9 protein-coding genes are annotated in these 14,964 nt (G+C 62.0%); 1 reads left to right on the top strand and 8 read right to left on the bottom strand.

The features are described from left to right. Positions 1 to 4: 4 nt before the first annotated feature. The 6 genes from DC522_RS02190 to DC522_RS02165 form a co-directional block, all read right to left on the bottom strand. A complete protein-coding gene (locus tag DC522_RS02190; RefSeq protein ID WP_116527057.1) occupies positions 5 to 877 on the bottom strand; it encodes an alpha/beta fold hydrolase in 873 nt (290 codons plus the stop codon). 14 nt (positions 878 to 891) lie between these two features. After that, entirely contained in the window at positions 892 to 2,694 is a 1,803-nt protein-coding gene (locus DC522_RS02185) for a glucan ABC transporter ATP-binding protein/ permease (protein ID WP_116527167.1), read from the bottom strand. A 109-nt stretch (positions 2,695 to 2,803) separates the two neighbouring features. Beyond that, positions 2,804 to 4,564 (bottom strand): ABC transporter ATP-binding protein/permease, encoded by a 1,761-nt coding sequence (locus tag DC522_RS02180; protein WP_165820017.1) that lies wholly within the window; start codon positions 4,562 to 4,564, stop codon positions 2,804 to 2,806. A 332-nt stretch (positions 4,565 to 4,896) separates the two neighbouring features. Then, positions 4,897 to 5,394: a CAP domain-containing protein gene (locus DC522_RS02175; RefSeq protein ID WP_116527055.1), complete on the bottom strand. Its 498-nt coding sequence runs from the start codon at positions 5,392 to 5,394 to the stop codon at positions 4,897 to 4,899. After that, positions 5,391 to 7,964: a DUF3772 domain-containing protein gene (locus DC522_RS02170; RefSeq protein ID WP_116527054.1), complete on the bottom strand. Its 2,574-nt coding sequence runs from the start codon at positions 7,962 to 7,964 to the stop codon at positions 5,391 to 5,393. Before DC522_RS02170 ends, DC522_RS02175 begins: the two co-directional genes overlap by 4 nt. Before the next feature lie 141 nt (positions 7,965 to 8,105). Continuing rightward, positions 8,106 to 8,396, bottom strand: coding sequence for a hypothetical protein (locus DC522_RS02165; protein ID WP_116527053.1), 291 nt, complete (start codon positions 8,394 to 8,396; stop codon positions 8,106 to 8,108). A gap of 329 nt (positions 8,397 to 8,725) precedes the next feature. On the opposite strand from DC522_RS02165, the gene DC522_RS02155 reads away from it, so the two are divergent. Continuing rightward, positions 8,726 to 11,476 carry a glycoside hydrolase family 2 protein gene (locus DC522_RS02155; RefSeq protein ID WP_116527051.1) on the top strand — a complete coding sequence of 917 codons (2,751 nt, stop codon included), beginning with the start codon at positions 8,726 to 8,728 and terminating at the stop codon, positions 11,474 to 11,476. A 78-nt stretch (positions 11,477 to 11,554) separates the two neighbouring features. Here DC522_RS02155 and DC522_RS02150 read toward each other — a convergent pair whose 3' ends face one another. After that, positions 11,555 to 13,729, bottom strand: a complete 2,175-nt coding sequence (locus DC522_RS02150; protein ID WP_245443914.1) for a family 1 glycosylhydrolase — start codon at positions 13,727 to 13,729, stop codon at positions 11,555 to 11,557. Between the two features lie 75 nt (positions 13,730 to 13,804). After that, positions 13,805 to 14,959: a UDP-galactopyranose mutase gene (gene glf, locus DC522_RS02145; protein WP_116527050.1), complete on the bottom strand. Its 1,155-nt coding sequence runs from the start codon at positions 14,957 to 14,959 to the stop codon at positions 13,805 to 13,807. Positions 14,960 to 14,964: the final 5 nt, after the last annotated feature.

Raw genomic sequence — 14,964 nt, 5'->3', positions numbered from 1 at the left:
GCGGTCAAGCTTTCAGGAAGCCGAAGAGCGCCCGATTGACGGCGTCCGCCTCTTCCAGGTGCACCCAATGAGTGGCCTTCTCGAAACGCAGCGCTTCGCCGCGGGTGCACAGGGCCAGGCTTTCCTCGCAGAGACCGAACTCCAGAGACCAGTCCTGCATGCCCCAGATCGCGAGCACTGGCATGGAGAGCTTCTCCGAGAAGGCACGAGGAGGCTTGAGTGGCAACGCACGATACCAGTTCAGCATGCCTGTGAGCGCACCGGACTGCGACCACGCTCTCTTGTATTCTACCAAATCCTTTTCCGAGAACGTGCCGGTCCGGCTCGTGCGCAGGAGCGCACGCTTCAATGCACGGTACTCGTTGGCCGAGAAGAGAGCCTCAGGAAGATAAGGCAGCTGAAAGAACCCGATATACGAGCTTCGCAGCATCTGGCTGGGATGACGGCGCATGTAAGCGCCCGCAACAGCGGGATGCGGGGCGTTGATGGCGATGAGCCGCTCGATCCGCTCCGGATGCCGCGACGCCGCCCACCAGGCGACAAGGCCGCCCCAATCGTGGCCGACGAGCGAACATTGGCTGTATCCGAGCGTCTCGCTTAAAGCCACGACATCCTTCGCCAGCGTATCGAGATCATAAGCCCAGCGGCCTTCCGGCTTGTCGCTGAGATTATAGCCGCGCTGATCCGGCACGAGGACGCGAAAGCCCGCATTCGCCAGCGGTTCGATTTGATGGCGCCAACCCCACCAGAATTCCGGGAACCCATGCAGCAGAATGACAAGAGGCCCATCCTTCGGTCCGGTCTCGATGCAGTGAAGCGTGATGCCGTTGGCCTGAAGGTGTATGCCGGTGGTGCGAGGGTCGGTGGCCTGCGCCATGATCCGCGTCGAACTCAGGCCTCAGCAGCGACGGCTTCTCGCACCACCTGTACGGTGGATTCGTCCGTCGCCATGAACTGCGCACGGGCGAGCTCGGCAAAGCGCCCGCCCTTTGCCACGAGTTCATCGAAGGTGCCGGTTTCGATCACGCGCCCGTGATCGAAGACGAGAATGCGGTTGGCGTTGCGGATCGTGGCAAGGCGATGCGCGATCACGAAGGTCGTGCGACCTTTCATCACCTCATCGAGCGCCCGCTGCAGCTTCCGCTCGGTGGCAGCATCCAGCGCGCTCGTCGCCTCGTCGAGAATGAGGATCGGCGGGTTCTTCAACAGCGCACGTGCAATCGACAGGCGCTGGCGTTCGCCGCCGGAGAGCGAGCGCCCGCGCTCGCCGATCACCGTATCGAGCCCTTCCGCCTGACGGGAGATGAACTCAATGGCTTGTGCGCGCTCCAGCGCTTCGATCATTTCCGCGTCCGTGGCATTGGGGCGGCCGACCTGCAGATTCTCGCGGATCGTGCGGGCAAAGAGCATCGGCTCTTGGAACACGACGCCGATATTGCGGCGAAGCGAAGCGAGAGTCAGATCGCGGATGTCGTCACCATCGATGCGGATGCTGCCGGATTGCGGATCGAAGGCCCGGTGCAACAATCCAAGTGTCGTCGACTTGCCGGAGCCTGTTGCACCCACCAGCGCCACGCTCTCGCCCGGATGGATCGCGAAGGTCACGTCCTGCACGGCGGCCCGCTTGCCGTCGTAGGAGAAGCTTACATTGTCGAACGCGACTTCGCCCTTGAAGCGAGCAACCGCTTTGGCGTTGGCACGGTCGTGCACGGCAGGCGTCGTATCGAGAATCTCGAAGAATTCCTGCAGCTTCGGTGCCTGCATGAAGAGCTGATTGATGAAGCTCACGGCCTGTTCCAGGCGTCCGATGAGCATCGTGGCCATGCTCATGAACATGACGATCTCGCCGATGGTCGCCAAACCGTTGAGATGCAGCCATGTTCCGAGCAGGAAGATGGCGGTCACCGTGATGGTAGCCGACGCACGAGACGCCACGGAAGCCAGCGCCCACCAAGACAGAACCGGGTTCTGCGCCTGCAGCAATTGATGGATGATCGTCCGCAGCGAACGGCTCTCCGCCTCGATGCGCGTGAAAGACTGGATGACCGGCACGTTGCCAAGAGCGTCAGAAGCGTGTTCGGCTAGGCTCGAATGGTAACGCTCGACGGATCCCTGCAGGGTTTCGGTCTTGCGCAACACGATGGCGGTGAGCACTGCGAAGACAGTCACGAGTGCGACGAGCAGAAGCCCAAGGCGCCAGTTGAGAAACACGGTGAGGGGCAACAACACCACAAGGGCGATGAGTGCCGACAGATGCTCCCGGAAGAAGCCGAGCCAGAGCCAGGACATGCCGCTCGAGCCTTCAAGCATCACCTTCAGAACACGGCCCGAATGGGTCGAGGTGTGAAAGGCAAGTGGCAATTCGAGGACGTGCTCGAAGTAATCGGCGATAACGGCAAGACGACGGCGATGGGCCAGCCGGTCTGCGTGAAGTGCGACGAGGGCGCCCGCACCGATGGAGAAAAGACCGAAGGCCACCCAAGCGACGATCAAGGGCATGAGCACCGAAAACGTGACGGGAGGTGAGCCCGGGATCTGTGCGCGGGTGAGAACGTCGATGATACGGCCGAACAGGATCGGCTCGGCAAAGGCCGAAATCGCCAAGGCGACGTTGGCCAGAGCCAAGAGGGCGCCAACCTTCAGGTCAGACCCGAGTTGGCCCAGAACGCGCACATATAGCCTGATCAGCCGCATGGGATCGACCTGCAACCATGGCGAAGCTCATAGGGAGAACTCCGCTCCTGATAGAGAGTTTCGTAGCCTTGTTTTTTCACAATGCCAAGGTGGGCCTGCATGGTGCACCTCATGCATTCTCCGGCTTGAGCTTCCTGAAACGTCTGCGGAATCCACCCAGCCACTTCTTGCGTGGATGCCCCGCCCGATGAAGCCGAGGCTTGGGCAGGAGGATAGCGCCCTCCTCCGTCTTCCGGATGTGGAGGGTCCGCGTATGGAACTCCTCAAGGCCCGGACGGTGCCCTATGGACATGACGGTCGCGCCCTTCAGTTCTTCATCGAACAGGGACAGCATGGAGGCCTGGTTCTCCTCATCGAGGGCGGAGGTGGCCTCGTCCATGAACACCCATCGCGGCTTGTGCAGCAGAACGCGGGCGAAGGCGACGCGCTGCTGCTGGCCGAGAGAGAGGGTCTTATCCCAGCGCTCGTGCTTGTCGAGCATGTCCAAAAATTCGCCCAGGCCGCAGCGCTCCAGGGCGCCGCGGATATCCGCATCGCCGAAGGTCTCGGGCGAGGCCGGATAGCTGAGCGCGGCCCTGAGCGTTCCGAGCGGCAGATAGGGACGCTGCGGCAGGAACATCATCTCGTTGCCGGGAGGGATGCGGATCGTGCCCGAACCCCAGGGCCAGAGACCGGAGATCGCTCTAAAGAGCGTGCTTTTGCCGGCCCCGGATTCTCCCATGATCAGAACCCGCTCGCCGGGCTGGATCTCCGCCGTCGCATCCTCGATGAGAATGCTGCCGTCACTCAAGGCAATGGACACTCCCTCGAAGCTGAGCCAACCTTTCGGGTGCGGCTGAATATCGATCTTGCCGTTCTGGGCCGTGACCTCTTCCAAGTCGATGGCCGCTTGGCGGAAGGTGGCGACGCGCAGCACCGCCGAGCGCCAATCGGCAATCTTCGGGAAGTTATCGACGAAGTAACGCAGCGCTGCCTGCACCTGATTGAACGCCCCGACCACCATCATCATGCCGCCGAAAGACAACCGCCCACTGAAATAGCCCGGCGCGGCGGCGATGATCGGAACCACGATCGCGACCCATCCGTAGCCCGATGTGATCCAGGTAAGGCGGGCAAGAGCCCCCGAGAGGCGGCGTGTTGCCTTGAGAACCGCCTCTACGAATTCATCGAGGCTGCGCCGCTCGTCATTCTCGCCGTTGTACAGGGAAACGCTCTCCGAACTCTCATTCACCCGCACGAGCGCGAAGCGCAGGTCGGCTTCGCGCGCATAGCGCAGCGTGTTGAGGCGGATCAATGGACGCCCGACGAGCCAGGTGAGTCCGGAGCCGATGCCCGCATAGCCGATCGCAACCCACACCATGTAACCGGGGATCGAGATCTCGTTGCCGCTGATGACGAAGGTCGTCGTGCCAGAGAGCGCCCACAAGACGCCGATGAAGCTGACGAGCAGGAGAAAGGCCTGAAGCATGCCAACGCCAAGCTCCGTCGACAGCTCGGAGAACAGGCGACAATCCTCCTGCAGGCGCTGATCGGGCTGGCGGCTCGCCTCTCCCATGAAGCCGAGCTGATAGGCGCGGTTGGGCTTGAGCCAGAGATCGAGCAGAACCTGTGTGAGGCGCTGCCTTAAGCGGATCTTCAGCCGCTCCTGCAGCCATGTCTGCCCCACAACCAACGCAAGCAGCGCGGCGACGATGACGAGAAAAACGAGAAGCTGGTGAAAGAAAGCGGATGCATCGCGCTTCTCCACTGCATCGAAGAAGGCGCCGTTCCACTGGTTCAGGCGCACCTGTCCAATCATGTTGCCGATCAGAACGACGACAATGGCGATGGCGAGCCGCAGCATCGGCCAGCCCTTCCGGTTCCGGAACATGTCTCGAAATAACAGAAACAGCTCTCGTCTAATGCTGGGACGATGCTCATGTGCAGGTTCAGGGCCTTGATGCACCTCCGGCTGATGGGCAGCAGCGTGAGCCGCCTCCTTCGCCAGAGTCTTCTCCTGACCGGGACCGACCTCCTGATCGCCCCCTGTTGCGGGAGGCGGGGGCATTTGTTTGCCCAATTTGGGATCAAAGTCCGGCATGGTCCCTAAAAGCGTACTCTTTCCGCGCCGATACTGGTGCTGGAAACTAAAGAGCTACGCTTCTGTTTAAGTTCCGAACCGCGACAGAACGGCTAGGCCTTTCAATCAGGCGAAACCTCGGATCAGCGCCTGTCCGCCGCGACCACGAGCGCCCAATAGACCTTGTACTTGGAATTGGGCGTATAGGCCGTGGCGATGCCGATCTTCGTAGCCTTGGAATCCAACAGCACCCGGTTGTGCTGCGGGCTCTCGCGCCACCCGGAGAAGGCTTCGGCAAGCGTGTGGTAACCCGCCGAGAGATTGGCCGCCGGTGCGACATAGCCCGCCGAAGACAGGCGGCTCTTGAAGGCATCGGCGGAAATCGGCCTGTCGGCAGCCGCCATCGCGTCTGCCTCTGCCTGCGCAGCCGCCTGCAACTCGGGATCGAGAACCAGCGGCCCCAGACCATTGTTGCGGCGATAGGCTCCGATCATGTCCCGCGCCATGGCTGCATCCACGACAGCGCCTGAATTGGCCATGGAGGCATAGAAGCTCGGCGTCTGCGAGCGGGCTTGGCGCTGATCGGACTGGCATCCCGCCAGGACGAGCGCGGCAAGGCTTGAACAGATGAGGCTTTTCATGCCGGCGATTTATCCTTGAGAAGGGTTAAGGTTTCATCCTCTTCCCCACCCTTTTTGGATGCATCTGCCTTCGGTGCCTCATCTTCCTCAGGCTCAGGCGTGCTCGGTGCAGGCACGCCAATGCCCGCCTTCCGAAGGCCCCGGAAGATTTCGAAATAGATATCGCTCGACACGCGGGCTGCCGCGTCGATGTCGTCCACGAAGCAGACGAGATCGAAGTCGATCGTGTTCTCCGTCGCCTTCTTGAAGAGGACGCGCGGATTGGGTTCGCTCATCACCTCGCGATGCGCCAGGGCCGCGCGGCGCATGATGTCCGCCATCAAATCAGGATCGGTTGCGCGTGGCACGGGAACCGAAACGAGCACGCGCCCGACGCGGTCGTTGCGCACGCGGTTGCGCACAACGCCCGAGATCAGGTTCGAATTCGGCACGATCAGTGTCGAGCGGTCGAAGGTCTGGATCTCCGTGGACCGGACATTGATCCGGCGCACATAGCCCTCGCCATCGCCTACGACCACGAGATCGCCCACACGGATCGGGCGTTCCCAGAGCAGGATCAGGCCTGAGATGAAGTTGTTGACGATGGATTGCAGACCGAAACCGATACCGACCGACAGGGCGCCGGCGACGATGGTCAGCCGCTCAAGGCTGAGGCCCAGATAGGTGAAGGCAACGACGCCCGCCGTGATGACGCCCACATAGCCCGCCGCCGTGCGGATCGAGTTGCGCAAGCCTGCATCGAGGTCGGTGGCCGGCAGGAAAGTGTTGTCGAGCCAACGCTGAATGATGCGCGTGATCGTGAAACCAGCCGCGAAAAGCAGCGCCGCGATCAGGATCGATGACAGGGAGATCGTGACATCGCCGACATTGAAGCCGAAGAACAGGGCCCGCAGCGAACTCATGACATCCGTGGATTCGATGCCCCAGGGCAGCAGGACCAACAGGATGGCGATGACGATGAGCGCGAGCCGCGCGATGCCGCTCGCCAGCACGCCAATCTGTTCCAGGGAGCGGCGGCGGATACCCGTGTTGGCCTGCAATGTCGTGGCAAGCCTGCTCTGTCCACGTAGCGACCCGCCGATGAACTCATCGGCCAGCGCAATGCCGAGGATCAGCATGGCGATGATGGTGGAGATCGAGACCGCCTGCTCGACGATGAAGGAAGCAAGAGCCGTGTAGCCGCCCAGCACGCTGCCGATGACGACAGCCACGACGAACCAGCCGAGGCTTCGCACCGGACCGCCGATATCGACCTCTTGCGGAACATAAGGGCCGAGGCAAGCTTCATCCTGGCTTTCGCGAGACGCAAACCGGCGCAGCAACTCCGCGAAGAGCAGAGCCATGGCCAGTGCAAAAACCGCTCTGGTGATCACCGTGATCGGCAGGGCCGCGGCGATGGCCTTGTTGAAGGCTTCGATCACCTTGCCAACGACCATGACGGTGGCGAGCGTGACGGAGAAGCGCATGATGCGCGCAGCGGAAGCGTCCCGGACCGGGATGAGGCGCCACGACGGATGATCCGGCGCAAGGATCGCATCGATGAGCGCACGCACGAAGGCAATGAAGGCGAGGCCGCCGAGCAGCGATCTCACCACCTGCTCCAGACGCGGCGGGACGATGTCCGCAGAGTCGAAGGCCACCCAGACGATCCAGCTTCCGGCAATGGCGGGACCTGCGCCCAGCACGAGAACGCCGACGGCAGCCATCAGGCGGCTCCGACGTAAAGGATCCGTGACCGCCGGATCGCGCCGGACGAGACGCGGGGCGATCGAACGACGGCCAATATAAAGCGCGACGGCAGCGCCGATGGCCAGTCCAAGGAAGAAAAGGACGCCGAGGGTCGCATTGCGCCGCAATTGGTCGAAGGCGTCGGACAGCACGATCCGCTGAGCTCTGAGCTCCCGCGGGATCGCCTGGATCACGTTCATCCAGAGGTTGGGGCTGAGGAGGCCATCACTCTGTTCGAAGAGGGCGCGCGCGAACCCGGCGCGGCGCAAGTCGCCGATCTGAGCACTGAGCTGCTCGGCCTGGACCAGAAGCGCGCGCCCGAGACGTTGGGTTTCATCGAGCTCCGCAACGGCGGCCTCACGGTCGGCGCGATCCCTGGCGACATCGGCGCTTTCCTCGGGCTGGCCACTGGCAGGCTTCGGCCCGAGCTGGGAGAGGCGCTGACGGCTTGCCTCGAGCCTCGGTGCCTGCTCGTCGATGACGGTGCGGATGTCGGAGATGATCGGCTCGATCTGCTGGCGCAGGTTCTGCAGCTCCGCATCGGACAGCACGCGCCCCTGGAGCGCCAGCTCCTTCTGGTCGAGATCCGCCTTGAAGCCATCGAGCTTGGCACGGGCCGCTTTCGTTTCAGCCGAGACGCTTGCTGCGGGCGCATCAGGGGCTGCGGCCGGAGGCGGCGCCGGTTGCTGAGGCGCGGGGGCCTGAGGTGCGGCAGGGGCTTGAGCCTGGGGTTGAGCCCGGGGTGGCGTTTGCGCCTGCTGGGCCAGAGCCAGGCCTCCCGTGGTCAGGCCGCACGCCATGATCACGGCGGAAAAGAGCCGCTTCAGTCCAATCCCTGTCATTCAGTCTGCCCTATCGCATTCCCTTGCGGGCTGGTTACTTGCGAATCAATAAGGCGAAAACTCGCCGCCGGGCAGCCGAAGCGCAACAAAAAAGCCTGGGTGACCGGGTGCCATCCAGGCTTTCTCGAAGAATGTTGTCCTTTACCGCTGCGCCGGCTCGTTGGCCGAGGGCTTGGCCTCCGGCACGGGATAAGCCGGGTTTGCAGGCGTGATCCGGTTTGTGGGGTTGGCATCAGAAGAGCCGGTGGTCGAACCGGTTGTGGCCGAACGAGCGGCGTCCGTACCGGGATCATCGGGCGATTGCGCGCCTGCCCAAATCAGATATCCGCCCACGGCGACGGCGAGCAGCAGGAGCGAGCCGAGCAAGACGCCCAGAACCGGGCGGCCGGAGGCACCCTGGCGGGCACGATCGTCTGGAATTTGTTGAGCCATCTCAAGCCTCTTTGGAAAGCATGGGTTTTCAGGGCGAGCAGCAAGGCTCGGCGTTATCAGGGCAACGCCAGATGCGGGGGGCGGTTCCTGCCAAGCATCTGCACTTCGCCAGCGCGCATTCAGAGACCCTCCCCCTGGATCCAATGCAGCGTTTCGCCGTTGTTCGAGACGGGCCACTAACCAGTATCAGGGACGAGGGGTCGATGGTTCGGGCAGGCGTTGGAAGCATCGATTGTCGCACCCCCCGACATGGCTTTCGTCTCCCGGCCCGAAGCCATTTTTTCGCCGTCTTGGGTGCCCTTGGGTAATCTCTGATTCAAGGAGAAATCATGCAGGACAATCGCATCAGTCTGGACGGGACTTGGGAATTTTTGCACGTGGCCGATGATCGCCTGTCCGGCCCGGCGGAAGTTCGCCAGATCGTGGTGCCAAGTCCCTGGCAGGCCCAATTTTCGGACCTGCGCATGCGGGCGGGGATCGGCATCTATCGCAGGACGATCGAGATCGACGAATCGTGGCTGCACGACAGCGTCTGGATCCGGTTCGGCGCCGTCTTCCACAACACGAAGGTCTTCATCAACGGTGAGGCCGTCGGCCACAACGAGGGCGGCTTCCTGCCCTTCTCGTTCGATGTGACGCCTCACCTCAAGCCGGGACCGAACGAGATCAAGGTGCGCGTGGACTCGCCCACCGACAACCCGGCCGAGTTCCCGGATTCACCCTTTGCCGAAATCCCGTTCGGCAAGCAGAGCTGGTACGGCCCGCTCTCCGGCATCTGGCAGTCGGTCTATCTCGAACGCCGCATCCCCGATCACATGAACCGCGTGCGCCTCGTTCCGAATCTGGCGACAGGTGTCGTGACGTCGGGCGTGTTCTTCGCGCGCCCCCTCACGGGCGCCACGCAGATCCGCATCGAGGTGACGGATCCGTCAGGCCAGGTCGTGATCGATGAGATGCATGAGACGCAAGTCGGCGTCACCAGCATGCCGTTCGAGCTGACGGTGCCGGATGTGCAGCCTTGGTCGCCCGATCACCCCAATCTCTATCGCATTCGCCTGCAGCTCATGCGCGGCGGCGAAGTCAAGGATGAGATCGCCGACAATTTCGGTTTCCGCACCATCGAGACGCGCAACGGCAAGTTCTATCTCAACGGTGAGCCGCTCTACTTACGCGCAGCGCTCGATCAGGATTATTACCCGGACACGATCTGCACCGTCCCGTCGGTGGAGTTCCTGGAGGATCAGTTCCGCAAGGCGAAGGAACTCGGCCTCAACTGCCTGCGCTGCCACATCAAGGCGGCGGATCCGCGCTATTACGAAACCGCGGACCGCATGGGCATGCTGATCTGGACGGAATTGCCTAACGGCGGCATGGCCACCGACCGCTCGCGTGGACGCAAGGAAAAGCTCCTGAAAGGCATCGTCGACCGCGATTGCAACCATCCGTCGATCATCATCTGGACGATCATCAACGAGAACTGGGGCGTCGACCTCGTCAACGATGCGGATCACCGCGACTGGCTCAAGCGCACATTCGCGTGGCTCAAGGCCTATGACCCGACACGCCTCGTCGTCGACAACTCACCGCTCGCACCGAGCTTCCACGTGGAGTCCGACATCGCGGATTATCACTTCTATGCTGCGTACCCGGACCACCGCGTGCAGTGGGATCAGTTCGTCGACGAACTCTCGAACCGCGCCTCATGGCTTTATTCGCCTCACGGCGATGCGGTGATCACCGGTCGCGAGCCGCTCATGTGCTCCGAGTTCGGCAACTGGGGCCTACCCTACCCGAAAGATTTGCGCGATGCCAAGGGCGAGGAGCCCTGGTGGTTCGAGACCGGTCACGACTGGGGCGAGGGCGTGATGTATGCCCACGGCGTCGAGAACCGTTTCTCGGATTGGAGCCTGGACCGCGTCTTCGGCGACCTGCGCCGGTTCGTGATCGCCGCGCAATGGCAGCAGTTCCGCGCCTTCAAGTACGAGATCGAGTCCATGCGCCGGAAGCCCAATCTGGCTGGCTACGTGATCACCGAGCTGCACGACTGCCACTGGGAGTCGAACGGTCTTCTCGACATGCGCCGCAATACACGCGTGTTCCACGAGCTGTTCCACATCTTCAACACGGATACGGTGCTCGTGCCGAAATGGGAGCGCGCCTCCTATTGGTCTGGGGAGACGGTCGCTTTGGAACTTGCGGTCGCGCATGGCGCGGGCCCGGCTCTGGAGGATTGCAAGCTCGAGATCAGCATCTGCAACGAGATTCAGCAGATCGACCTGCCGCGCATCGAAGCACCGGATGTGCTCGATCTCGGCCGCATCGAGATCCAGCTGCCGGAGATGGACGAGGCATCATTGCGGCGTATCAGCTTTACGCTGCGCGGATCCGATGGCCGCCTCATCGCGCAGAACCACCATGACATCGCCATTCACCCGAAGCGCACAAAGCCTATGCATGTGCGGGAGTTGGTCTGGTCGCCGGATGAGGACATTCGCGAGCGCTTCCGCGCTCTCGGCTACACCATGGCGCGCGCCTTCGAGGAATCGACCCTGGTCGTCTCCCGCACGCACAGCAAGGCGATTGCCGACCATGTGCGCGCCGGCGCCAAGCTCCTGCTGCTGCCGGAAGAGGACATGACCCTCTATCCGTTCTTCCCGCACTGGCAGGCGGTGAAGGTGCAGACGCGCCACGGCACCCTGTGGTCGGGCGACTGGGCCTCCTCCTTCGGCTGGCTGCGCCGCTCGGGCCATTTCGCCCGCTTCCCATCAGGCCCGCTGCTCGACGAGACCATGGACCGCGTGCTGCCCGATTTCGTGATCTCGGGCTGCAACCTGCTCGACTTCCAAGCCCGCGTTTTCGCCGGCCTCGTGGTCGGCTGGATCCACAAGCCGGTGGCGCTGGGTGTCGAGCGCTCCTATGGACGCGGCCGCCTTGTCGCATCGACGCTCCGCCTGTTCCGGGATGCGCCGCTTGCCGATCCCACGGCAACGATGCTGACGGATGCCTTGGTGGAATTGGCGGTCGAGTCCCGCGCTGCCCGTCTCGAAGAGGCGGTGCGCGCGGCGGAAGCCGCTGCCTGATCGGCCACATAATCCGAAACAGAAACGGCGCGGAGAGATCCGCGCCGTTTTCATGTGTCTCTTGGGAGATTACCGCTGCTATTCGGCAGCCACTTTCAGGTTCTCCTCCGACCACTCCACCTCGCTATCGATGAAGAAGCGATCAAGCGCGCTTTCAAGGCGAGGCATGAGGACACCGCGCTCGGTGGCTAGCGCCGTCTTGAGAACCGGCAGATCGCCTGCCTCTGTCACGAGGCTTGGATCGAAGCCTGCCCTCTCGGCCGCCTGTGCCGCCAGATCGCGCCAGGAGATCTCGCCGATATTGGCCATGTGCCAGATACCTGTTCCGCCGTCGATCAGCAGATCGAGGGACGTGTTCACAAGATCGGGCACGTAAGTCGGCGACACGACATCGACGCTGGCCTCGACACCCTCGCCCTTGCTCAAGGTGTTGAGGATCGACCAGACGAAGTTGTGGCGGTCCCACGGACCGAAGAAGGCGCCCGTGCGGATGATAAGAGCCTTGTCGTGGGCATCGAGAACACGGCGCTCGGCCTCAACCTTGCTCGCACCATAGACGGTGGTGGGATTAACCTCGTCACTTTCCACATAAGGCCTGTCGAGCGTCCCGTCGAACACGAGATCGGATGAGAAGGTCACGAGCGGGATGCCAAGATCCGCGCAGGCCTTCGCCAGCACCTCCGCACCAACCGCATTCTCACGGAAGCACACCTCGGCATCCTCCTCGGCCTCCGACACGCGCGCGTAGCCTGCGGTGTTGATGACGGCCCAAGGCCTGTGGCAGGCAAGAGCCTTCTTCACGCTCTTTGCATCTGCAATATCCATGTCGTTGCGCGAGAGCAGCACGTGGTTGAGACCGCGGAACTCGGCCAGCCGCGAAAAAGCACGTCCCAGGGTTCCGGTGGCGCCCGTAATCAGAAGTTGGCGCGGCTCGTCAGCGAGCCAGCAGGATCGCGATTGCCTGGATGGACGCCTATAGAACCGAATATCGCGCTTCCACCATCCCGCACGGTCGAGGACCGGATGATCGTAGCTGCCGGTCTTCGCCAGCGCCTCGGCGGCATGGGCCAGAGCCGTACGCCGAGGTTCGGGAGCCCGCACGTCGAAGGGACCAGCCTCATAGAAACCGTTGCGCTGCGTGAGCAGGCTGTTCCAGTCCACAGCGCCTAAGAGCGACCAGACGGTCACGGCGCGAATGTCAGCACCTTCGTCACGCAAGGAGTTGACGTCGTTCCACACCTCGATGAGCCAGCGCAGTTGATCGTCGCGCGAGCTGCCATGGTGGGCTTCCGTTACCGCGATGGGACGCTTGTAGCGCTCCCACACCTCGCGCAACCGGGCTGCCGGGCCGAGATACTCAGGCGGTAACGGCATGCGTACCGCTTCCGCATCCGCATATCGATGGCGTCCATTGCCGCCCCAATGATGCTCGGGGTAGCGCCTCATGTTCTCGTCGAGGTAGCGCTCGCTCGTGAGGTAATGATTGATACCGATGATGTCGGGCGCAGCATCGCCTTCGAGGAGAAGTTCGAGATCAGCTTCGCTGACGCCGTTCTCGATGAAGATCGGCCACCAGGGGTGGTTCCGGTCCACCATGCCGCACAGGAGATCGAAGCTCAGGAAACGGCGCTGGTTCTCATGCTCGGCCTGATAGACCAGCAAGGGCGTCGAGAAGGTCTTGCCCATGTCGTCCGTCTGCACAAGCTGTGCATCCGGCCGGACCTTGCGAATGGCACGCATGGACAGAACAGTGGCCTTGCATTCGTTCACGAGGATCTTGAGGAAAGCCTCATAGCTCGTGCCATGCGGATACCAATGGCCATAGAGCCCCGAGAATCGCGCCGTGGTGAGCGGCTCGTTGACCGGCGTGTAGAGATCGAGATGCGGATAGCGCTCGGCCACATTGGCCGCATGACGTGCGAGAAGCTCAGGCCAAGCCGGATCGAGCATCTGCGTGTATCGCGGGCCGCTGCCATGATGGCACAGGCCCGCGATAGCACGGATCCCGAGATTCTGAAGTCGACCCAGGCGTTCGTCGTGCCATGTGAAATCCGTGCTGTCCGGGCTCTCGGGAGAGATCGTCTCCCAGAGAACCGGGTGTCGCAGCGTGCGGATTCCAAGTTCAGCAATGCGATCAAGATCATCGACGCGATTGGTGTACCCGGTCTCCAGGCTTTGATCGCGGTAATCGTCGCCAACACGCGCGACAGTACATTCGATACCGCCCCAAAGCTCCAGGGATCGCTTCATCATTCAGCTCCGAGCTAATTTTTGCACCAGACGTTCAAAAACTGTGCTCAGCGCAATTTGTTCGATGAAGCTCATCCGTCATGATACCAGAGCAGCCGATGACGGCATGGCCTTGATGCTCGACGTGTCCGCACCGACCGGCAGGGCTTCGTTGATGCGCCGGAAGGTGGCGAGCGCTTGGCCGACGATCTGGTCCATGTTGTAGTAGCGATAGGTTGCCAAGCGACCCACGAACCACACATCTGGTGTCGCGAGAGCCAGACGCTCATACTTCTTGAAGAGCTCCTGGTTCTCAGGCTTCGGAATCGGATAGTAGGGATCACCCTCAGCAGACGGGTACTCGTAGGTCAGAGCAGTCTTTGCATGCTCCTGGCCCGTGAGGTGCTTGTATTCGGTCACGCGAGTGTAAGCATGCGTCTGCGGGTAGTTCACTACGCCCACCGACTGATGCCAGGGCTTGTGAAGGGTGACATGCTCGAAGCGCAGCGAACGATAGGGCAGCTTGCCGAACTGGTAATTGAAGTACTCGTCGATTGGACCCGTATAGATGACGCGGCGATGCGGCACGATGTGCTTGATGTCTTCATAGTCCGTCTGCGTCATGATGTGGATGTTCGGGTTGCTCACCATCTTCTCGAACATCCGGGTGTAGCCGTGCTTCGGCATGAACTGGAATTCGTCCGCGAAGTAACGGTCGTCCCGGTTTGTGCGGGTCGGCACGCGGGAGGTCACCGACTTGTCGAGCTCCGACGGGTCGAGCCCCCATTGCTTGCGGGTATAGCCGCGGAAGAACTTTTCGTAGAGCTCACGACCCACGGTCGAGACCACAACATCTTCCGAGGTCCTGATCTCACCGATCTTCTCGGCGCGCTCGGCAAACCAATCCTGCAGCTGCTCGGAGGTGAGATTGAGGCCGTAGAGCTTGTTGACGGTGTCGAGATTGATCGGAATCGGCACCTGCATACCGTCCACCTCAGCCAACACCCGGTGCTCGTAGAAACGCCATTCGGTAAAGCGCGAGAGATAATCGAAGATCTGCTTCGAATTCGTGTGGAAGATGTGAGGACCGTACTGGTGGATCAGGAGGCCGTCATCATCGTAACGGTCATAAGCATTTCCGCCAATATGGTTGCGGCGGTCGATGAGAAGGACGCGTTCATTGCGCTCGGTTGCAAGACGCTCGGCCAGAACAGAGCCCGCAAAGCCGGCGCCGACAATCAGCCAATCATACATTCAAA

This window comes from Microvirga sp. KLBC 81 (assembly GCF_003075415.1).
In the GTDB taxonomy this organism is placed as follows: Bacteria; Pseudomonadota; Alphaproteobacteria; order Rhizobiales; family Beijerinckiaceae; genus Microvirga.
The sequence above is the reverse complement of the archived record's forward strand: the minus strand, read 5'-3'. Positions and strand labels throughout refer to the sequence as shown.